Source organism: Hydrogenophaga sp. UC242_50, assembly GCF_042697355.1.
Taxonomy (GTDB): domain Bacteria; phylum Pseudomonadota; class Gammaproteobacteria; order Burkholderiales; family Burkholderiaceae_C; genus Hydrogenophaga.
On record NZ_CP170553.1, the window covers coordinates 950,545 to 969,799 of the forward strand.

The window sequence follows — 19,255 nt, forward strand, 5'->3', positions numbered from 1 at the left end:
CCCACCATGACCGCACCCCGCCTCGAACACTCCCACCACCTGCGCTTCGTCGGTGACTGGGGCCAGGCCAATTTCCACCGCATCTGCTCCTGGCTGTGCGAAGAGTTCTGCAAGCGCAGCGGCCCACGCAGCCGCGTGGCGATCTGGAGCATCCGCGCCGGTGGCATCGAGGCCATCGACCTGGTGGAGGAAGGCGAGGCCGATCTGTGCATCGTCACGCCGGCCATGCTCATGCCCGCCGCGCTCGACGGCCGCCTGATCTTCCAGGGCCGCGCCGCGCCACACCTGCGCGCCCTGGCCGTGCTGCCGCAGAACGACCGCATGGTGCTGGCCCTGCGGCCGGACCTGGGCATCCGCAGCTTCGAGGAGCTGCGCCAGAAGAAGCCGGCACTGCGCCTCGCGACCTCGCGCAACGACGGCACCAACTTCATCGGCTACGTGGCGCGCCTGTTCATGCAGGCGCACGGCATCGACGACGCCACCTTCGCCAGCTGGGGCGGCCGCTACGTGGAAGACTCCAACCCGCGCGAAAGCCTGCAGCGCATGCAGGACGGCGAGGTGGACGGCGTGCTGCAGGAAGCGATCATGACGCCCTGGTGGTCCGACATCGTCGAGACCGGCAAGGTGGTGCCGCTGCCGTCGGAAGAGGCGGTGCTGCAGCAGCTCCAGAAGGACTACGGCTTCGGCCGCAACGACCTGCCGGCCGGCTACTGGCCTTCGCTGCAGACCTCGCTGCCCGCGCTCGATTTCTCGGACTTCCTGATCCTGGTGCGCGACGACATGCCCGACGACATCGCCCACCTGCTGACCTGGTGCCTGGTGGAAACGCGCGCGGCCATCGAGCGCCAGTACCGCCACCTGCCGCCGCAGCGCAGCCCGCTGAGCTACCCGCTGGTGCCCTCGGCGATGGCGCGGACCTCGATCGCCCTGCACCCGGGCGCGCGCCGCTACTACGAGGCCGCGGGCCACCTCTGAGCCTTGCGCGCAGCGCCCTCGCTCAGGGCGCGCGCATGTGTTGCACCGCGCGGCGCACCATGTCGCAGAAGTACTCCGCCGCCGGCGTGGGCGGCAGGCCGGCGCGGCGCACCAGGCACACCGGCGGCGCGGGCAGGGGCTCGCGCACGTCGATGCGCGCCAGCAGCGGCGCCAGCGACTCCGACTGGATCCACTGCACCGGCAGCATCATCAGCAGGTCGGAGTTCGCCAGCGCCACCATGAAGGTGAGCGCCGAGTGCGCCTTCATCACCAGCCGGGGCGCCGGCAGCCCGTTTTGCGCGAACAGCGGGCCCAGCTCTTCTTCCGCGTTGTGCGTGATCGAGGTCGTGATCCATTCCGCGTCCACCAGCTCGCGCAGCGAGCGCGCCTGCGCCAGCGGGTGGCCCTTTCGGCTCACGATGGTGCGCGTGTTGTCGAACAGCTTTTCCACCTGCAGCGCCGAGACCACGTCGGCCGGGGCCGGGCCGATGTAGAGGTCCAGGCTGCCGTCGAGCAGGCCGGGCTCGCTGCCCGGGTACACCGCGTCCACGATGTCGATCTGCACCTGGGGGTAACGCGCGCGGAACGCGCCGAGTGCAAACGGCAGCAGGGCGATGTGCGCCACGCTGGACATCGCCGACCGCGAGGTTGCCGTGCACCTCGCCGCGCAGCTGGTCCAGCTCTTCCGTGGCGCGGCGCAGGTCGTGCATGGCGCAGGCCACGCGCTTGTGGAAGGCCGCGCCCATGTCGGTCAGCACCACGCCGGTGGAGCGCCGCTCGAACAGCACCACGCCGAGTTCCTTCTCCAGTTCCTTGATGCTGTGGCTCAGCGCGGGCTGCGCGCTGCCGAGCTGGCGCGCCGCCGCGCGCAGGCTGCCGCGCTCGGCCACGGCGAGGAAATCCCGCAAGGCGTTGAACTTCATGCCGCGCCGCCCGGGGTGATCGAAAAAACATATCGCATCCCGCAATTCTCCGTCTTTTCCGATTCGCGGTGGCTGCCTACGATGCGGCCGCATGAAGACCTCGCCTCCCGTGATTCCCCGCGTGCTCATCGTCGGCGCCGGCCCCGCCGGCCTGGCCCTGGCGATCGAGCTGGGCCAGCGCCGCATCCCCTGCCTGCTGCTGGAGCGCAACGACCGCGTGGGCTACGCGCCGCGCGCCAAGACCACCAACGTGCGCACCCGCGAGCACCTGCGGCGCTGGGGCATCGCGCCGCAGCTGCGCGCGGCCTCGCCGCTGGGCGTGGACTACCCGTCCAACGTGGTGTTCTGCACCCGCCTCTCGGGCCACGAACTCACGCGCTTCGAGAACGCCTTCTTCTGCGCGCCGGGCCGCAACCCGCTCTACGCCGAGCACGCGCAGTGGATCCCGCAGTACAGCTTGGAAGAGGTGCTGCGCGCCCACGCCCAGACGCTGCCGGGCGTGGAAATCCGCTTCAACAGCGAGGTGCTGGCCTTCGAGCAGGATGCGCAAGGCGTGCACGTCACGGTGCGCGACCTCCAGCGCGAGGACACCTACACCGTCTCCGCCGACTACCTGGTGGGTGCCGACGGCGCGCGCAGCCTGGTGCGCGAGGGCATGGGCGCGAAGCTGGAAGGCCAGTACGGCCTCTCGCGCAACTACAACATCGTGTTCCACGCGCCGGGCCTGGCGCAGGCCCACGCGCTGGGGCCGGCCATCATGTACTGGCAGATCAATGAAGACGTGCCCAGCCTGATCGGCCCGATGGACCGGGGCGACACCTGGTTCTTCATGCCCACCGGCGTGCCCGCTGACTTCCGGCTCGACGCCGAGGGCAGCGCGGCGCTGATCCGCCGCGCCACCGGCATCGACCTGCCCTACCGCGCGCTGTCCACCGACGAATGGGTGGCCAGCCGATTCCTGGGCGACAACTACCGCGACCGGCGCGTGTTCCTGGTCGGCGATGCCTGCCACCTGCACCCGCCCTTCGGCGGCTACGGCATGAACATGGGCGTGGCCGACAGCGTGGACCTGGGCTGGAAGCTCGCGGCCGTGCTGGCGGGCTGGGGCGGCGAGGCCTTGCTGGACAGCTACATGGCCGAGCGCCGCCCGGTGCACCAGATGGTGCTCGACGAGGCCGTGGCCAACCACGCGCTGCTGGGCAACCAGCTCGCGCGCGCCGGGCTGGACGCCGACGACCCGGCCGGCGCGGCCCTGCGCGAGGACGTGGGCGCGCGCATCCAGGCCGCCAAGTCGCGCGAGTTCACCACGCTGGGTGTGGTGCTCGGCTACCGCTACGAGGACTCGCCCGTGATCGCCCACGACGGCAGCCGCGCGCCGCAAATGGACTACCTGAACTACGTGCCGTCCAACCGGCCCGGCGCGCGCGCGCCGCACGCCTGGCTGCACGACGGCAGCTCGCTGTACGACCACTTCGGCGAAGGCTTCACCCTGCTCGCGCACGCCGACGTGCCCGAGACCGTGGTGCAGGCCGTGCGCGAGCGCCTGCGCGCCGCGGGCGTGCCGCTCACCGTGCTGCGCCCGGCCTGGGGCGCGTTCGCCGAGCTCTACCCGACCCGGCTCACGCTGGTGCGGCCCGACCAGCACGTGGCCTGGCGCGGCGATGACTGGCCCGACGCGCCGGACGCGCTGGTGGCGCGCATCACCGGCCACACCGCGGTTGCTTCCCCTCGACAGAAGGCCTTCGCATGAACACCCACCTGCCCGCCGCGGTGCATTCGGTGCACCGCTTCACCTTCACCGTGCCCGACCTGGCCGAGGCCGAGCGCTTCTACACCTGCTTCGGTCTGGACGTGCGGCGCGACGGCGATCGCCTGCTGCTGCGCACCTTCGGCCACCCGCACGTCTGGGCGCACGTGCTCGAAGGCGGCGAGCGCAAGCGCCTGCAATATGTGGCCTACGGCATCCACGCCGAGGATGTGGAGACCTTCGCCGAGCGCATCGCGGCGCAGGGCCGCGCAGGCGAGCCGCACCCGCTGGCGCAAGAGCCGGGGCTGTGGCTGCGCGACCCCGATGGCCTGGCGCTGCAGCTGGTGGTCGCGCCCAAGGTCTCGCCCTCCGCACCCTCGGTGCCCCGGCCGCCGGTGCCCGCCGTGCCCGGCCAGGGCCAGGCCTCGCCGCGCAGCCGGCTGGGGCCCGTGCGGCCGCGTTACCTCTCGCACATCCTGCAATTCACGCCCGATGTGCCGGGCATGCTGGCCTTCTGTTCATCGATGCTCGGCCTGCGCCTGTCGGACCGCTCGGGCGACGTGATCGCCTTCCTGCACACGCCGCACGGCAGCGACCACCATCTGGTGGCCTTCGCGAAATCCCACGGCCCCGGCCTGCACCACAGCAGCTGGGACGTGCCTTGCCTCGACGAGGTGGGTCAGGGCATGGACCAGATGCGCAGCGCCGGCTACGGCGACGGCTGGGGCGTTGGCCGGCACGTGCTCGGCTCCAACTACTTCAACTACGTGCAAGACCCCTGGGGCAGTTTCTGCGAGTACTCGGCCGGCATCGACCACGTGCCCGCCGGCCTGGACTGGCCCGCCGCCGACCACCCCGCCGAGGACGCGCTGTTCGTCTGGGGCCCGGCCGTTCCCACCCACTTCATCACCAACCACGAGATCCCATGAGACTGATTGCCTTCCAAGACGAGAACGGCGCCGCGCGCCTGGGCGCGCGCGTGAACGACCACACCCTGCTGGACCTCACCGCCGCCGGCCTGCCCGATTCGCTCGACGAGCTGCTGCGCCAGGGCGAGGCGGGTTTTCGCGCGGCGCGCGCGGCCATCGAGCGCGGCCAGCACGCGCGCCCGCTCGCCGGCCTCACTTACCTGCCGCCGGTGCTGGAGCCCGCCAAGGCCTTCGCGATCGGCCTGAACTACGTGGACCACGCGACCGAAAGCCACTTCGAGAAACCGAAGCACCCGGTGATCTTCCACCGCTACCCCTCGTCCTGGGTCGCCCACGGGCAGCCGCTGGTGCGGCCGCACGTGTCGGCGCAGTTCGACTACGAGGCCGAGCTGGTGGCGGTGATCGGCAAGGGCGACCGCTACATCCGCCAGGAAGACGCGCTGGACCACGTCGCGGGGTACACGCTGTTCAACGACGGCTCCCTCCGCGACCACCAGTTCCGCTCCAACCAGTGGATGATGGGCAAGAACTTCGACCGCAGCGGGGGCTTCGGCCCCGAGTTCGTGAGCGCCGACGAGCTGCCCCCGGGCGCGCACGGCCTGCGCCTGCAATGCCGGCTCAACGGCCAGGTGGTGCAGGACGCCAACACGCGCGACATGATCTTCGACGTGCGCACGCTGGTGGCCGCCTGCTCGGAGGCCATGGCCCTGGTGCCGGGCGACCTCATCATCACCGGCACGCCCGCCGGCGTGGGCCTGGCGCGCAAGCCGCCGCTGTGGATGAAGCCGGGCGACGTGTGCGAGGTGGAGGTCGAAGGCGTGGGGGTGCTGCGCAACCCCATCGTGGACGAGCGATGATTGTCGACCCCGTTTCTCAGCATCCGAGAAACGGGTTTGACCCCGGCCGCACCGGTGGGCATGCTCCCACCGTGCTGTTTTCCTTCACGCAATTTCCATGTCAGGCAGAAACCCCATGAAGCTGGTCCGCGAACACATCGATGCCTTTCCCTTCGATGCGCCGCCCTATGTGCTGGAGCGCCGCGAAGCGCTGTTGCTCGCCGATCCGCTGCCGTCCCCGATGAAGCGGGCGCGCGAGTACCCGCCGATCGAGGTGGCGCACCTCGGCGCGGCCTACGTGGAGCGCGCCTTCGCGCCGCCCGTGGGCGTGTACGAGAGCGCGGACATCCGCATCGAATGGCAGAACATGAACGGCCGCCAGCCGTTCTACCACCGCAACACCGGCGTGGATGAGCTTTCGTTCCAGGTCTGCGGCGAGCGCACCCTCATCACCGAACTCGGCACGGTGGAGTTGCGGCCGGGTGACTTCTCGCGCATCCCCAACGGCGTGGCGCACGACAACTTCGGCCGGCACGACGTGCACCTGCTGTTCTACGTGCCGGGCCCGGTGCGCGAACTGGTCGCCCCCAGCCGCCAGGCCGAGTACCTGAGCACGCCCTTCCCCGGCTGGACGCCGGCGGTGATCAATGAGCTCACCACCGAAGGCGTGGGCGGCCCGGGTCAGGACCTCGCGCTCTCGCCGGTCGACGAGGCCCTGCTGCTGCAACACGCCGAGCAGGACGCCGAGCGCATCCAGGTGCTGCACCCCGAGGGCGAGGGCCTGCAATGGCTGTACCGCAGCGCGGCGGTTGCCATCGGCCGCTCGCGCAAGGCCTCGGACGACGGCGCCGTGTACACGCGGCACCGCGACGCCTGCGAGGTGCAGTATCAGATCCAGGGCGAGCGCACCCTGGTCACGCAGCGCGGCAGCGTGCACCTGGTGCCGGGCGACTTCGTGCAGATCCCGCGCGGCATCGCCTTCACCAGCCTGCACAGCGGCCCGAGCGAACACCTGGCCCTGGCCAGCACCCTGCCGATCCCGCAGGTGGCGCCGGCCCTGCGCCAGGGCACGCGCTTGCCGGCCGACGAGCTGGCCCGGCTGCGTGGCGCCTGAGCGCTTCAGAACCAATCACAACAAGGAGACAGACATGTCAACGATGATGGCCGCGCGCGCCCACCCCAGCGCGCGCGAACTCAGCCTGGAAACCCTTCCCGTGCCCACGCCGGGCGAGGGCGAGGTGCTGGTCAAGGTGGCGTCGGCCGGCATCGCGCCCGGCATGATGAAGCTGCTCGAAATGGGCCGCTTCAAGCACCTGCCGACCACGCCGGGCCACGAGATCGCCGGCACCGTGGTGGCGCTGGGCAGCGGCGTGGATGCCGCCTGGCAGGACGCGCGGGTGCGCGTGCACCCCATGCTCTCGTGCGGCCAGTGCGACTACTGCCGCTCGGACCGCCAGCAGATGTGCAACGACGCGGCCATGATGGGCCACGCCGGCTTCGGCCGCGGCCCGATGGCGCTGTACGCGAAGTACCACAACGGCGGCCTGGCCGAGTACGCCTGCGTGCCCGCCGACCTGCTGGACCGCCTGCCCGCGCACGTCAGCTTCGACGTGGGCGCCAAGGTGCACGACCTGGCCAACGCGGTGCGCGCGCTCAAGGGCGCGGCCCTGCCCGCCACCGGCCGCCTGGTCATCACCGCCGCCACCGGCACCATGGGCACGGCCAGCATCAAGCTCGCGCGCTTCTACGGCGCGCGCGAGCTGGTGCTGGTGGGCCGCTCGCGCGAGCGGCTCGAAGCCCTGCGCCCGTTGGCCGGCGATCTGCCGGTGCAGCTCGCGGTGCTCGACGAACTCGCGCCCGACTGGGCCGAGACGCAAGGCCTCACGAAACGCCTGCGCGAACTCATGCCACGCGGCGCCGACGCCGTGCTCGACTACTTCCCCGACGGGCCGGGCTCGGCGCAGGCCGCCTCGGCCATGGCCCAGGGCGCCAGCTTCGTGCACATGGGCGGCAGCAACGCCGCGCTGCCCTTCGCACTGCGCGACATGATGATCTTCTGCTGGCGCTTCGTCGGCACGCGCGCCTGCACCCGCTCCGACACCGACGAAGTTCTGGCCCTGCTGGCCGACCAGCGCCTCGACGCGGAAGACCTCATCACCCACCGCTTCGGCCTGCAGCAGGTCAACGAGGCGCTGGAAGCCACCCGCACCCGCACCCTGCCCATCTGGATGGCGGTGGTGAACCCCTGACCTTTTCCACCGGAGATTGAATTGCAAGACCGCAACCCCTGGATCACCGTGCCGACCGCCGCCGGCCCCATGCAGACCTACGTGGCGCGCCCCCGCCGCGCCCGCCACGCGCGCGGTCATCGTGCTGCAGGAAGCCTTCGGCGTGAACCCGCACATCCAGGACATCGCTCGGCGCTTCGCCGCGCAAGGCTTCCTGGCGCTCGCGCCCGACCTGTTCCACCGCAGCGGCACGCGCGAACTCGCCTACGCGCAGCACAGCGAGGCCGTGGCCCTGATCTCGCAGATCGGCGTGTCGCCCATCCTCGAAGACGTGCAGGCCGTGCTCGCGCACCTGCAGACCGCGGAGCAGATCGAGGCCGGCCGCAGCGCCGTGGTGGGCTTCTGCTTCGGTGGCCGCGCCGCCTTCACCGCCGCCACGCGCCTGCCCGATCTGGGCGCGGCCGTGGTGTTCTACGGGCCGGGCATCGCCGCCGGCCCGCACGCCACGCTGGGCGAGGCGGGCGCCATCCGCGCGCCGCTGCTGCTGCACGTGGGCGCGGAAGACCCGACCATCCCGCCCGCGCAGGTGCAGGCCATCGACGCCGCGCTGCAGGCCGCCGGTGTGCGCTTTGCGCAGCACGTGTACCCGGGCGCCGGGCACGCCTTCCTGTGCGACGCGCGCCCCGCCATGTACCGCGAAGGCGCGGCGGCCCAGGCCTGGCAGCGCACACTGGATTTCCTGAATACCGAGCTGCCTCCCGGACAATGAGCGCATGTGCCCACCCTCCACTTCCCTGGCCGCTGCCCTCGATGACGTGAAGCGCGCGCCGCTGCCCCCGGGCGACGGCCTGCTCGCGGACCTGGTCTGCGCCAACCACATCCTCTACGACCAGGGCGTGGTCGATGCCTTCGGCCACGTCAGCGTGCGCCACGACCGCGACCCCGAGCGTTTCCTGCTCGCGCGCAACATGGCGCCCGGCCAGGTGGGCGCATCGGACATCGTCTCGTTCACGCTCGACGGCGAGCCCATCGACGCGGGCGGGCGGCGCGTCTACATCGAGCGCTTCATCCACGCCGAAATCTACCGCGCGCACCCGCAGGTGCAGGCCATCGTGCACAGCCACTCGCCGGCCATCGTGCCGCTGACCATCTCGCGCGGCACGCCGCTGCGCGCGGTGTTCCACATGGCCGGCTTCATCGGCACCGGCGCGCCGGTGTTCGAGATCCGCGACGTGGTGGGCGACGGCAGCGACCTGCTGGTGCGCGACGGCCGCATCGGCGCCGCGCTGGCGCGCCAGTTCGAGGGCCATCCCATCGTGCTCATGCGCGGCCACGGCAGCACCGTGGTGGGCGAGAGCCTGAAGCAGGTGGTGTACCGCGCGGTCTACGCCGAGGTGAACGCGCGCGTCCAGACCACCGCCCTGGGTCTGGGCGAGGTGAGCTACCTGAGCGAGGCCGAGTGCGCCTCGTGCATGAGCAGCCACGAGGCCCAGGCCGAGCGGCCCTGGGCGCTGTGGAAGGAAGAGGCCCGGCGCCGGCGCGCCTGAGCCATCTGGGTTCTCATTTCTCAGGAAACGAGAAACGGTTTTGACCGGCCGGCACCCGATGTCCATGATCGACCCACTCGATCTCGAAAGGACATCCATGGAAATCGGAGCGCACCTCGCGCGACTCGAACTCACCGCCAGCGACCCGGCCGCGCTGGCCGGCTTCTACGCCCGGACCTTCGGCTTCGCGGTCTCGCACCAGGGCGATGCCCACGTGTGCCGCGCGCCCGAACGCGAACTCGTGCTGCGGCCCGGCAAGGGCGGCCAGCTGCACCTGGCCTGCTTCCGCTTCGACAGCGCCGCCGCGCTGCACGCGCACCGCGCGCAGTTGCAGGCGCGCGGTGTGGCCCTGCAGGAGGTGGGCGAGAGCGCCCACACCGTGCTCGACCCCGAAGGCCGCCGCATCCGCTTCGAGCACGGCCCGGCCGCGCCCGCCGCGTCCACCGCCGACGGCCTGCCGAGCGCGCGGCTGCAGCACTTCGCGGTGCGCACGCCCGATCCCGCCGCGCTGCTGGCCTTCTACACCGAGCAACTGGGCTTCGTGCTGTCGGACCGCGTGCGCGACGAGGCCGGCGCCATCACGGCGGCCTTTCTGCGCACCGACGCCGAGCACCACGCCATGGCCATCTTCCGCGCGCCGCTGGCGCGCTTCGACCACTTCTCGTGCGAGGCGCAAGACTGGGCCGCGCTGCGCGACTGGGCCGACCACATGGCCGACGCCGGCTTCCCGCTGGCCTGGGGCGTGGGCCGGCACGGGCCGGGCAACGACACCTTCTTCATGCTCAAGGACATGGACGGCAACATGGCGGAGATCTCCGCCGAGCTGGAGGTCTGCGAGCCCGGGCGCGCGGTCGGCGAATGGCCGCACCAGCCCTCAACCCTCAACCGCTGGGGTGCTGGCGATCATGCGAAGCTAGCCCCACCGACTTGCCCTTTCAGGAGCGCCACCCATGACCACCACCGCCAAGGCCTTGCAGGTTCTTCGCCTGTTCAAGCAGGGGTTCAAGCACGTGCGCGCGGTGGACGTGGAGACCGAGCTGCGCATCTCCACCGCCACGGCCTACCGCTACCTCGCCGACCTGGAGGAGGCCGGCCTGATCGAGCGCACCTCGATCGGCCAGTACGTGCTGGGCCCGGAGATCGTGGAGCTCGACCGCCTGATCCGCATCAACGACCCGCTGATCGCGGCCGCCAGCGAGATCATGAAGACGCTGTCGGAGCGCACGGGTGGCGTGGTGCTGCTCAGCCGCCTGCACAGCCGCAAGGTGGTCTGCGTGCACCAGGTGCGCGGGCGCCATGGGCCGCCGCACGTGAGCTACGAGCGCGGCCGGGCCATGCCGCTGTACCGGGGCGCCACGTCCAAGGTGATCCTGGCGCACATGGCGCCCGAAGACCTGCGCGACCTCGTGCGCCACGACACGGCGGCCCTGCGCGAAGCGGGCCTGCCGGGCAGCTTCGACGCGCTGTCGGCGCTGATGGCGCAGATCCGGCGCGACAAGGTCTGTGTGACGGCAGCCGAGGTGGACGCCGAAGCCTGTGGCTGGGCCGCACCGATCCACCAGGGGGAGCTGCTGCTGGGCAGCCTCTCGGTGGTGATGTGGGCCCAGGCACCGAACATCAACCCGCAGCGCGTCGCGGACCACGTCCTGCGAGCGGCGCTGCGCATCGGAGGGCGGCTGGAAACGCCGCGCTAGCAACTTATGTGGATGGATGGAAAAGACCCCGACGTGGTGATCGTCGGCGCGGGTCCGGTCGGGCTCACCCTGGCGAACCTGCTCGGCACGCACGGCGTGCGCACGCTGGTGATCGAACGCAACGCGGCGCTCGAGCCTGAGCCCCGCGCGGTGACGCTGGACGACGAGAGCCTGCGCACGCTGCAGGGCGCCGGCCTGCTGGACGCGGTGCTGAAGGACGTGGTGCTGGGCTACGGCGTGCAGTACCACGACTGGCGCGGCCGGCCCTTCGCGGCGATCCAGCCGACGCGCCAGGAATACGGCTACCCCAAGCGCAACGCGTTTCGCCAGCCGCTGCTGGTGCGAACGCTGTTCGACGGGCTGGCGCGCTTCGAACACGTGGCGGTGAAATTCGGCCACAGCTTCACGTCCTTCGAGCAGGACGCCGAAGGCATCACCGTGCAGGTGCAGGCCGAGGGCGAAGCCCGCCCCGTGCGCGCGCGCTGGCTGGTGGCCTGCGACGGCGGGCGCAGCCCGGTGCGCGAGTTCTGCCAGATCGTGCTCGAAGGCGAGACCTACGCCGAGCGCTGGCTCATCGTGGACCTCGCGGAGCGCACCGTGCCGCTGCGCCACACCAGCACCTACTGCGACCCGAGGCGGCCCACCATCCGCCTGCCGGGGCCGCGCGGCGCGCTGCGCTACGAGTTCATGCTGCGCGAAGGCGACCGCGACGAGGACGTGCTGGACGAGCGCAACTTCCGCGAGTGGATCGCGCGCCGCGTGCCGGCCGACCGCGACCTGCCGCTGGTGCGCAAGGTGATCTACGGTTTCCACGCCCGCGCTGCGCAGCGCGCTGGCGCGAAGGCCGCGTGCTGTTCGCGGGCGACGCGGCCCACCTCACGCCGCCGTTCGCGGGCCAGGGCCTCAACAGCGGCATCCGCGACGCCGCCAACCTCGGCTGGAAACTCGCGGCCCTGCTGCGCGGCAGCCTGCCCGAGTCGGTGCTGCACAGCTACGAGCAGGAGCGGCGCCCGCACGCGGCCGCGCTGATCCAGATGGCCCTGCGCATCGGCCGCGTGATGCAGCCCAAGAGCTTGCTGGGCGCGGCGCTGACCCAGACCGCCCTGCGCGCGGCCTGCCTGTTGCCGGTCTGCCGCGACTACATCCTGCAGCTCAAGTTCAAGCCCAAGCCGCGCTTCGCGCAAGGCTGCTTCCTGCCTTCGCCGAACCTGAGCGCGACCGAGCTCGCGCCCCAGCCCTGGGTGCAAAGCCCGGCGAAGGACGTGCGGCTGGACGAGGTGCTGGGCGCGGGCTTCTCGGTGATCGGCTGGGACGCGGCCGTGGTGCGCGAGGCCGCGCGCCAGGTGGTGCCACAGGGCCTGTGCACCGGGCAGGTGGCGCTGGTGCGCAGCGAAGACGATTTTCTCGACACACCCGCGGACGACGGCGGCGCGGTGGTGCGCGTGCGCGATGCGAGCGGCGAACTCGCGGCCCTGCTCGCGCGCTTCGGGGCCGCCGCCCTGGTGCTGCGGCCGGACCGCTACGTCTACGCCGTCGTGCCCCAGCCGGCCTGAGCCTTTCTTTTTTTCTTTCACAGGAACCCCCCCATGAAATTGATGAGTTTTGAGATCGGTGCGCAACGCCTCCTACGGGCTGTGCACGGCCGAAGGCGTGATCGACCTCGGCCGCCGCCTCGGCGCGGCCGCGCCCACGCTGCGCGAGCTGCTGGCCCTGCCGGACTGGCAGGCGCTCCCGCGCTCCCACGCGGGCGCGAAGGCCGACCACGCGCTGGCGGCGCTGACGCCGCTGCCGGTGATCCCGCAGCCGCGCACCATCGCCTGCGTGGGCCACAACTACGAGGAGCACCGCGTCGAGACCCAGCGCGACCCCACCGAGCACCCCTCCATCTTCTTCCGCCATCCCGAGTCGCTGCGGGGCAGCGGCGTGGCGCTGGTGCGCCCGCGCGAATCGACGCAGCTGGACTACGAAGGCGAACTCGCCGTCGTGATCGGCCGGGGCGGGCGCCGCATCGCGCAGGCCGACGCCTGGGCGCACATCGCGGGCGTGAGCTGCTTCAACGACGGCAGCGTGCGCGACTGGCAGCACCACACGCGCCAGTTCGGCCCGGGCAAGAACTTCGCGGGCACGGCCGGCTTCGGCCCCGCGCTGGTGACGCTGGACGAGCTGCCCGCCGACCGCGTGCTGTCGCTGCAGACCCGCGTCAACGGCAAGGTGGTGCAGCAGGCGCGCACCGACCAGATGATCTTCCCGATCCCGCGCCTGGTGGCCTATGTGTCCACCTTCATGACGCTGGTGCCGGGCGATGTCATCGTCACCGGCACGCCGGGCGGCGTGGGCGTGAAGCGCGTGCCGCCGCTGTGGCTGCAGCCGGGCGACCTCGTGGAGGTGGAGATCTCCTCGGTGGGCGTGCTGAGCAACGGCGTGGTGCAGGAGGCCTGAGCATGCAGGAGGCCCTGATCGCGCTCGAAACGCGCCGCTGCCAGGCCCTGGTGGCGGGCGACCTGAGTGGCATCGACGCGGTGCTGGACGCGCAGCTGGTCTACGTGCATTCGACCGGCCTGGTCAACGACAAGCCACAACTGCTGGACTTCCTCGCGCACCGCATCCGCTACGAGGCCGTGGAGCGCCAGGGCCTCGTGGTGCACCCCCACGGCGACGCGGCGTGGATGGCGGGCCTGATGCGCCTGCGCGGCCAGCGGGTGCCGGGCGGCGAGGCCGTGGCCTCCACCACCTTCGTGTCGCAACTGTGGGTCCACACCGCCGGTGCGTGGAAGCTGCGCGGCTTTCAAGCGACGCGCGTGGACGACGCGGCGTGGGCGAAGTGAGGCGCCGTTTCTCATCATCTGAGGCAAGGCTTTGACGCTCGCGACCCCCTCTGAACATCATGCCGACGCCGGTGCCTGAAGGCATCGCATCTGCTTCTCTTTCTTCTCATCAACCACATCACCCTCTCCGCAGAGAGAGGGACGGAGACATCGATGCCCCATTCTTCAAAAACCTCCCGTGCCCCGCGCTCGCTGGGCCGTGGCGTGCACCTGGCCCTCGCCAGCCTCGCGCTGATCGGCGCCGCGCCCCAGGCCTTCGCGCAAGCCCCCGGTGGTGGCGGCAGCGGCAGCAGCCAGGTCTCGCTCTACGGCGTGCTCGACGGCGGTTACTACCGCCGCAACCTCGCCGGCGAGGCCACGGTCTCGCGCATGGACAGCGGCCTGCTCTCCATGCCGCGCTGGGGCATGCGCGGCAGCGAAGACCTGGGCGGCGGCCTGAGCGCCGCGTTCGACATCGGCGGCCACTTCCGCATGGACACCGGCGAAGCGGGCCGCCACCCGGGCGACACGGCGGTGGGCCGCACCTTCTCGCTGGCCTCGTGGGTGGGCCTGCGCGGCGGCTTCGGTTTCCTGCGCATGGGCCGCATCCCCACCGGCAGCTACATCGCCACGCTGCAGTTCACGCCCTTCGCGGAGTCGGTGAACCTCGGTCCCTTCCTCATGCACACCATCACGGGTTCACAGCCCATGAACGCGGTGAACGGCGCCACCGACGGCATCTGGAGCAACTCGGTCGCCTACACCACGCCCACCTTCGGCGGTCTGTCGGCGAACCTGCAGTACGTGGCGCGCGAGGCCTCCACCGAAGGCCGCCGCGTGGACCTCACGGCGAACTACCGCCAGGGCGCCTTCGCCGCCGCGCTGAACCACCGCCGCGTGGACGGGGCCGCCATCACCACGCCGCGCGCGGCGGCCGAGCCCGCCGGTGCGCCCTACGTGATCCTGGAGACCAAGAGCACGCTGGCCAGCGTGTCCTACGACTTCGAGGTGGTGAAGGTGTTTGGTCAGTACTCCACCGGCACGGTGCAGGCGCGCGGCCTGCGGGAGATCGACCTGGACACGCTGGGCCTGAGCGCGCAGGTGCCGGTGGGCGCGGGCCGCATCGTCGCGTCCTGGGCGCGCACGAAGCGCGAGCAGGCCGGCGTCAGCGACCGCGTGCGCAGCACGCTGTCGGCGGGCTACATCCACGCGCTCTCCAAGCGCACCGACCTGTACGGCGTGGCGATCGCCGACCGCGCCACGAACCTGCGCTCGGGCACGGGCCTGGCGCTGGGCATCCGGCACTCGTTCTGAGGGGCTTGGCCCGGCCGGCCGCTCAAGCGGGGTTGGGGGGAGGCCGCACGATCAGGTGGGCCTGCAGTTCGCGGATGCGCTCGTCGGTGTAGTAACCGCCGACCTCGGTGTAGCGCAGGAAGGGCCGGGCGCAGCCGCTGCATTGCCAGACGTCGCAGCGGTTGTAGGGGAACCAGCCGAGGGCGATGGGCGCGTCGTCGGACCAGGCGCCTGTGCCGTTCGGGTGGTGCTCGGCCAGTGTGGGTTCGTCGGCGTCGGGGTCGCGCAAGCTGCCGACGCGTGTCAGGCGGGTCAGGTCGAAGCCGCCGGGCACGGAGTCCCAGCCTTTGCACACCAGGGCCTGGCAGTGGGGGCAGGTGGTGGCGGTGCGGCTTTGCTTGGCGATGGCCATCAAGTCTTCCAGGGTCATGGTCGCCATTGTGGGCCGCTTCTTCGCTGTCGGCTGGCGTCCCCCCGTTCTCCGGCGCCTGCTCGCGGGCGGCTGCCCGGGTCCGCAGCGACCCCTTCGTCAACACGACCCCTGACGCTCAAGCTCTGTGGCAACCGCGAATGGGGCGCCTGCGTCCGGGGGGAACACCATCCGCCGAGAGGTCGTCCCGGGCCCGCCGAAAGGAAGGCACCGCATGCCTGCGGTGCACTCTCGACGGTGGGTGGGGTTGCCGGGCGCAGGCGCCCGCGAGCAGGCGCCGGAGAACGGCAGCCACGCCCACCGGCAGCGAAGAAGCCCCGGCCCGGGCCTACTCGGGCTTGACGTCGATGGCCTTGATCACCGGCCGCCAGAGTTCCACGTCGGCCTGGATGCGGCGCGCGAAGTCCTTCGGCGTCTGCTGGCCGGTCTGCGGAATGAGGCCGGCCTTGGCCATGCGCGAGAGCACCGCGTCGTCGGTGAACATCTTCGCCACCGCGCCCGCGAGGCGGTCGGCGATCGGGGCCGGCAGCCCGGCCGGCGCGAGCAGGCCGTTCCAGGTTTCGGTCTGGAAGCCCGGGAACAGCGAGGCGATGGTGGGCACGCCCGGCAGCATGCCGACGGGTTGCGGGCTGGTCACGCCGAGCAGGCGCAGGCGGTCGCTCTGCAGGTAGGGCAGGGTCTCGGAGATGTTGGCCGTGTAGACCTCGGTCATGCCCGCGATGGTGTCGGCGATGGCCGCCGCGCCGCCCTTGTAGGGCACCATCACCGCGTCGATGCCCGCGCGTTTCAGGAACGCCGCGCCCGCGAGGAAGGACATGGAGCCGGTGCCCGCGTGCGCCATCAGCAGCTTGCCCGGGTTCGCGCGGCCGTGGTCCACCAGGTCCTTCAGGCTCTTGTGCGGCGAGGCGGCCGGCACCACCACCACCTGGGGATTGCCCGCCACGTTGGCGATCGGCAGGAAGTCCTTGAACGGGTCGTAGCGGATCTTGTAGAGGAAGGGCGCGAGCGAGATCTGGGCGATGGAGGCGAGGAACACCGAGTAGCCATCGGCCGGCAGCTTGGCCGCGTGCATGGAGGCGATGGTGCCGCCCGCGCCGGCGCGGTTGTCCACCACCACCGGCACGCCGAGCGCGCGGTTGAGGTAGTCCGCCGTCATGCGCGCGACGAAGTCGGTGTTGCCGCCCGCGGGGTAGGGCACCACCATGTTGATGGGGCGCTCGGGCCAGTTGGCCTGGGCGCGCGCCGCGCTGCCGGTGGTGGCCAGGGCCCAGGCCGCCCAGGGCGGGCAGCAGCAGGGAGTGTTGGACGAAGGAGCGTCGTTTCATGGAAAGTCCTTGGCTGGCAGGGTGGGGGCTGTTCAGGCCAGGGCGGCGGCGGGTTCGCGCACGGCCTTGGCGTGCTGGCCGAAGCCCTTCTGGCCGATCACCTGGTCGTTGAGGTAGACGGTGGTGCCGCGCACGATGGTGCGCACCGGCTTGGCCTTGAGCTTGCGGCCGGCGTAGGGGCTCCAGCCGATCAGGCTGAGCACGTCCTCGTCGCGCACCTCGTACTCGCGGTTCAGGTCGACCAGCACCAGGTCCGCGTCCGCGCCGACGGTCAGCGCGCCCTTGTTCGCGAGCTTGAACAGCTCGGCCGGCTTGGCGCTGCAGGCCTCGACCACGCGCTCCAGGCTGATCTTGCCTTCCAGCGCGGCGGTCATGAACATGCTGTAGTAGAACTGGGTCGAGGGCGTGCCGGTGTGGGCCTTCCAGCCGTCGGTCCAGCCGATCTCCTTCTCTTCGCGCGTGTGCGGCGCGTGGTCGGTGGCGACGATGTCGATGGTGCCGTCGCGCAGGCCTTCCCACAGGCCGGGCACGTTCTTCTCGGGCACCCAGTACGAGAGCGCGTAGGAGCCCAGGCGCTGGATGGCCGACCACTCGCAGCCCAGGAACAGCGCCCAGGGGTTGATCTCGCAGGTCACCTTCTGCCCGGCCGCCTTGGCCTGGCGGATCAGCTCCACGCTGCCGGCGGTCTGGGTGTGCAGGATGTGCAGGTGGCAGCCCGAGGCGCGCTGCAGGCGCAGCAGCGTGGCGATGGCGGTTTCCCAGATCACACCGTCGTGCGCGGCGTAGGCCTTGGCGTAGGCCAGGGCGTCGCGCTCGCCGCGGTCCCAGAACTTCTGCTCGATCACGTCCATCAGCGCCTGGTCGTGCGGGTGCACCATCAGCGGCACGTTCAGCTCGGCGCAGCGCTGCATGATCTCCAGGATCTTGCCGTGGTCGTGCACGCCGATGCCGGGCATGTGCGGGTAGTCGCGCCCGGTGTCCACGACCATGAAGATCTTGAACGCGGCGATGCCGGTGTCGGCCATGCCGGGCATCTCTTCGCTGATGGTGGGCGCGGGGTTGAAGTTCCAGTCCACGATCGCGTCGCTGCGGTAGATGTCGTACTGGCGCTCCAGCAGCTCCAGCGAGTTCGGCGGCGGCTGCACGTTGGGCATGCGCAACGCTGGTGGTCACGCCGCCGGCCGCGCACTGCAGCGTGGAGGTGTGGATCGTGTCCTTGTACTCGAAGCCCGGCAGCGAACCCTGGCGGTGGTGCGAATGCATGTCGATGGCGCCGGGCACGATGCCAGGCCGTCGGCTTCGATGACCTCGCGCGCTTCGGGCTCGGCCCCGGGTTCGTAGATGCCGGCGATGCGGCCGCCCTGGATGCCGATCGAGGCGACGCGGCGCCCTTGCGGCGTGACGATCAGCCCGTGGCGGATCAATGTGTCCATGAAATGTTCTCCTTGTGAGCGAGGGGGGTGGTGGAAGAGGGGTTGGGGCGGGGCGCGCGGCCGCGGATCACGTCGAAGATGTGTTCGACGTAGGCGCGGTCCAGGCCGCGGGTGATGAAGACCAGGCGCGAGTGGCGGTCCTCGTAGGGCCATTCGGCCAGCGGCGCGGGCGGGTGGAACAGGCGCTGCACCGCGTGCACGACGATGGGCCGGGCCTCGCCGGCGATGTTCAGGATGCCCTTGACGCGCAGCAGGTCGTCGCCGTGCGCGAGCACCAGCGCATCGAGCCAGGCGGCGAGTTCCTGCCAGGCCAGCGGCTCGTCGTACACGAGCGAGAAGGTCGCTATGCCCTCGGTGTGGTGGGGCGCGGCCGCCGCGCCGATCGGGCGGTAGCGCGCGGGCTGGTCGGCGTGGGCCTCGGCGTTGAGCCAGCGCCGCACCGCGGGGGCCGGCGTCGCGGCGGCGTACACGTCGAGCTCGGTGAGCACCTCCAGGCAGGGCACCTGGGTCGGCGTGGCCCAGCTCACCGTGGCGCCCGGGTTGAGCGCCTGCAGGCGCTGCTGCAGCGCCCGGGCCTGCGGCGGGTCGGCCAGGTCCATCTTGGTGACGACCAGCTGGTCCGCCACCGCCACCTGCCTGGTGGCTTCCTCGAAACCGTCCAGCGTGGTGGCGCCGTTGACGCCGTCCACCGTGGTGATCACCTGGGCCAGGCGGTAGCCGTTGGAGACCGGGAAGGTCATGAGGGCCTGCAGCACCGGGCCGGGGTCGGCCATGCCGGTGGTTTCGATCACGACGCGGTCGAAGGCGCGCACCAGGCCCCGGCTGCGCTTGTCCAGCAGCTCGCGCAGGGTCTCCACCAGATCGCCCTGCACGCTGCAGCACAGGCAACCGGTGCTCAGCTCGATGGTGTTGTCGTTGCTGCTGGCGATCAGGTTGTGGTCGATGCCGATGTCGCCGAACTCGTTGACCACCACCGCCGCGTTCGACAGCGCGGGCTCGCGCAGCCAGCGGTTGAGCAGGCTGGTCTTGCCGCTGCCCAGGAAACCGGTCAGCAGGGCCACCGGCAAGCGCGCACGATCGGAACTCATAAT

Annotated in this window: 19 protein-coding genes and 4 pseudogenes; 16 read left to right on the plus strand and 7 right to left on the minus strand. The window is 71.2% G+C overall.

Annotated elements, in window-relative coordinates; genetic code table 11:
• The first annotated feature begins 6 nt into the window (after positions 1–6).
• A complete protein-coding gene (locus ACFJGX_RS04930) occupies positions 7–975 on the plus strand; it encodes a TAXI family TRAP transporter solute-binding subunit (protein ID WP_382322477.1) in 969 nt (322 codons plus the stop codon).
• Positions 976–997: 22 nt separating this feature from the next.
• Here ACFJGX_RS04930 and ACFJGX_RS04935 read toward each other — a convergent pair whose 3' ends face one another.
• Both ACFJGX_RS04935 and ACFJGX_RS04940 read right to left on the minus strand, forming a co-directional pair.
• Complete coding sequence (locus ACFJGX_RS04935) at positions 998–1,609, minus strand: LysR substrate-binding domain-containing protein (RefSeq protein ID WP_382327886.1); 612 nt, start codon at positions 1,607–1,609, stop codon at positions 998–1,000.
• A 166-nt stretch (positions 1,610–1,775) separates the two neighbouring features.
• Positions 1,776–2,084: pseudogene (locus ACFJGX_RS04940) on the minus strand (LysR family transcriptional regulator); the annotation flags it as partial.
• On the opposite strand from ACFJGX_RS04940, the gene ACFJGX_RS04945 reads away from it, so the two are divergent.
• The 15 genes and pseudogenes from ACFJGX_RS04945 (at position 1,990) to ACFJGX_RS05015 (ending at position 14,997) form a co-directional block, all read left to right on the plus strand.
• Positions 1,990–3,648: an FAD-dependent monooxygenase gene (locus ACFJGX_RS04945; RefSeq protein WP_382327888.1), complete on the plus strand. Its 1,659-nt coding sequence runs from the start codon at positions 1,990–1,992 to the stop codon at positions 3,646–3,648. The pseudogene ACFJGX_RS04940 and the gene ACFJGX_RS04945 sit on opposite strands and share 95 nt — an antisense overlap.
• Positions 3,645–4,574, plus strand: a complete 930-nt coding sequence (locus tag ACFJGX_RS04950; protein ID WP_382322474.1) for a VOC family protein — start codon at positions 3,645–3,647, stop codon at positions 4,572–4,574. Before ACFJGX_RS04945 ends, ACFJGX_RS04950 begins: the two co-directional genes overlap by 4 nt.
• Positions 4,571–5,431: a fumarylacetoacetate hydrolase family protein gene (locus tag ACFJGX_RS04955; RefSeq protein WP_382327890.1), complete on the plus strand. Its 861-nt coding sequence runs from the start codon at positions 4,571–4,573 to the stop codon at positions 5,429–5,431. The genes ACFJGX_RS04950 and ACFJGX_RS04955 overlap by 4 nt, the downstream gene beginning before the upstream one ends.
• 115 nt (positions 5,432–5,546) lie before the next feature.
• The gene (locus ACFJGX_RS04960) at positions 5,547–6,524 is read left to right on the plus strand and encodes a hypothetical protein (RefSeq protein ID WP_382322472.1); all 978 of its coding nucleotides are present in this window, start codon (positions 5,547–5,549) and stop codon (positions 6,522–6,524) included.
• Positions 6,525–6,558: 34 nt separating this feature from the next.
• The gene (locus ACFJGX_RS04965; protein ID WP_382322471.1) at positions 6,559–7,659 is read left to right on the plus strand and encodes an alcohol dehydrogenase catalytic domain-containing protein; all 1,101 of its coding nucleotides are present in this window, start codon (positions 6,559–6,561) and stop codon (positions 7,657–7,659) included.
• Between the two features lie 121 nt (positions 7,660–7,780).
• Entirely contained in the window at positions 7,781–8,407 is a 627-nt protein-coding gene (locus tag ACFJGX_RS04970; RefSeq protein WP_382327892.1) for a dienelactone hydrolase family protein, read from the plus strand.
• A 4-nt stretch (positions 8,408–8,411) separates the two neighbouring features.
• Entirely contained in the window at positions 8,412–9,185 is a 774-nt protein-coding gene (locus ACFJGX_RS04975; protein ID WP_382322469.1) for a class II aldolase/adducin family protein, read from the plus strand.
• Positions 9,186–9,282: 97 nt separating this feature from the next.
• Positions 9,283–9,939, plus strand: a pseudogene (locus ACFJGX_RS04980) (VOC family protein); the annotation flags it as partial.
• Between the two features lie 196 nt (positions 9,940–10,135).
• Entirely contained in the window at positions 10,136–10,879 is a 744-nt protein-coding gene (locus ACFJGX_RS04985) for an IclR family transcriptional regulator (RefSeq protein ID WP_382152621.1), read from the plus strand.
• 12 nt (positions 10,880–10,891) lie between these two features.
• Positions 10,892–11,566: pseudogene (locus ACFJGX_RS04990) on the plus strand (FAD-dependent monooxygenase); the annotation flags it as partial.
• Positions 11,567–11,727: 161 nt separating this feature from the next.
• Positions 11,728–11,856 (plus strand): annotated as a pseudogene (locus ACFJGX_RS04995) (FAD-dependent monooxygenase); the annotation flags it as partial.
• Positions 11,857–11,859: 3 nt separating this feature from the next.
• Positions 11,860–12,432 carry a hypothetical protein gene (locus ACFJGX_RS05000; RefSeq protein ID WP_382328856.1) on the plus strand — a complete coding sequence of 191 codons (573 nt, stop codon included), beginning with the start codon at positions 11,860–11,862 and terminating at the stop codon, positions 12,430–12,432.
• A gap of 58 nt (positions 12,433–12,490) precedes the next feature.
• The gene (locus tag ACFJGX_RS05005; protein WP_382327894.1) at positions 12,491–13,318 is read left to right on the plus strand and encodes a fumarylacetoacetate hydrolase family protein; all 828 of its coding nucleotides are present in this window, start codon (positions 12,491–12,493) and stop codon (positions 13,316–13,318) included.
• A gap of 2 nt (positions 13,319–13,320) precedes the next feature.
• A complete protein-coding gene (locus ACFJGX_RS05010) occupies positions 13,321–13,704 on the plus strand; it encodes a nuclear transport factor 2 family protein (protein WP_382322465.1) in 384 nt (127 codons plus the stop codon).
• A gap of 153 nt (positions 13,705–13,857) precedes the next feature.
• Positions 13,858–14,997 carry a porin gene (locus tag ACFJGX_RS05015; protein ID WP_382322464.1) on the plus strand — a complete coding sequence of 380 codons (1,140 nt, stop codon included), beginning with the start codon at positions 13,858–13,860 and terminating at the stop codon, positions 14,995–14,997.
• 22 nt (positions 14,998–15,019) lie between these two features.
• Here ACFJGX_RS05015 and ACFJGX_RS05020 read toward each other — a convergent pair whose 3' ends face one another.
• The 5 genes from ACFJGX_RS05020 to ACFJGX_RS05040 all read right to left on the minus strand — a co-directional run bounded on the left by ACFJGX_RS05020 (position 15,020) and on the right by ACFJGX_RS05040 (position 19,252).
• Complete coding sequence (locus tag ACFJGX_RS05020; protein WP_382322463.1) at positions 15,020–15,406, minus strand: hypothetical protein; 387 nt, start codon at positions 15,404–15,406, stop codon at positions 15,020–15,022.
• Between the two features lie 328 nt (positions 15,407–15,734).
• Entirely contained in the window at positions 15,735–16,610 is an 876-nt protein-coding gene (locus ACFJGX_RS05025) for a Bug family tripartite tricarboxylate transporter substrate binding protein (protein WP_382327896.1), read from the minus strand.
• 153 nt (positions 16,611–16,763) lie between these two features.
• On the minus strand, positions 16,764–17,885 hold the full coding sequence (locus tag ACFJGX_RS05030) for a dihydroorotase family protein (RefSeq protein WP_382322461.1): 1,122 nt from the start codon (positions 17,883–17,885) through the stop codon (positions 16,764–16,766).
• A gap of 15 nt (positions 17,886–17,900) precedes the next feature.
• Positions 17,901–18,164, minus strand: a complete 264-nt coding sequence (locus ACFJGX_RS05035) for a hypothetical protein (protein WP_382322460.1) — start codon at positions 18,162–18,164, stop codon at positions 17,901–17,903.
• Positions 18,152–19,252, minus strand: a complete 1,101-nt coding sequence (locus ACFJGX_RS05040) for a CobW family GTP-binding protein (protein ID WP_382322459.1) — start codon at positions 19,250–19,252, stop codon at positions 18,152–18,154. Before ACFJGX_RS05040 ends, ACFJGX_RS05035 begins: the two co-directional genes overlap by 13 nt.
• Between the last annotated feature and the right edge of the window lie 3 nt (positions 19,253–19,255).

Bases quoted from the DNA above. Each gene is read 5' to 3' on its own strand.
- ACFJGX_RS04985 (WP_382152621.1), top strand. From the start codon at position 10,136: ATGACCACCACCGCCAAGGCCTTGCAGGTTCTTCGCCTGTTCAAGCAG.
- ACFJGX_RS05035 (WP_382322460.1), bottom strand. From the start codon at position 18,164: ATGGACACATTGATCCGCCACGGGCTGATCGTCACGCCGCAAGGGCGC.
- ACFJGX_RS04975 (WP_382322469.1), top strand. From the start codon at position 8,412: ATGTGCCCACCCTCCACTTCCCTGGCCGCTGCCCTCGATGACGTGAAG.
- ACFJGX_RS05015 (WP_382322464.1), top strand. From the start codon at position 13,858: ATGCCCCATTCTTCAAAAACCTCCCGTGCCCCGCGCTCGCTGGGCCGT.
- ACFJGX_RS04950 (WP_382322474.1), top strand. From the start codon at position 3,645: ATGAACACCCACCTGCCCGCCGCGGTGCATTCGGTGCACCGCTTCACC.
- ACFJGX_RS04945 (WP_382327888.1), top strand. From the start codon at position 1,990: ATGAAGACCTCGCCTCCCGTGATTCCCCGCGTGCTCATCGTCGGCGCC.
- ACFJGX_RS05025 (WP_382327896.1), bottom strand. From the start codon at position 16,610: ATGGTGGTGCCCTACCCCGCGGGCGGCAACACCGACTTCGTCGCGCGC.
- ACFJGX_RS05010 (WP_382322465.1), top strand. From the start codon at position 13,321: ATGCAGGAGGCCCTGATCGCGCTCGAAACGCGCCGCTGCCAGGCCCTG.
- ACFJGX_RS04935 (WP_382327886.1), bottom strand. From the start codon at position 1,609: ATGTCCAGCGTGGCGCACATCGCCCTGCTGCCGTTTGCACTCGGCGCG.
- ACFJGX_RS04960 (WP_382322472.1), top strand. From the start codon at position 5,547: ATGAAGCTGGTCCGCGAACACATCGATGCCTTTCCCTTCGATGCGCCG.
- ACFJGX_RS05020 (WP_382322463.1), bottom strand. From the start codon at position 15,406: ATGACCCTGGAAGACTTGATGGCCATCGCCAAGCAAAGCCGCACCGCC.
- ACFJGX_RS04930 (WP_382322477.1), top strand. From the start codon at position 7: ATGACCGCACCCCGCCTCGAACACTCCCACCACCTGCGCTTCGTCGGT.
- ACFJGX_RS05040 (WP_382322459.1), bottom strand. From the start codon at position 19,252: ATGAGTTCCGATCGTGCGCGCTTGCCGGTGGCCCTGCTGACCGGTTTC.
- ACFJGX_RS04965 (WP_382322471.1), top strand. From the start codon at position 6,559: ATGTCAACGATGATGGCCGCGCGCGCCCACCCCAGCGCGCGCGAACTC.
- ACFJGX_RS04955 (WP_382327890.1), top strand. From the start codon at position 4,571: ATGAGACTGATTGCCTTCCAAGACGAGAACGGCGCCGCGCGCCTGGGC.
- ACFJGX_RS05030 (WP_382322461.1), bottom strand. From the start codon at position 17,885: ATGCCCAACGTGCAGCCGCCGCCGAACTCGCTGGAGCTGCTGGAGCGC.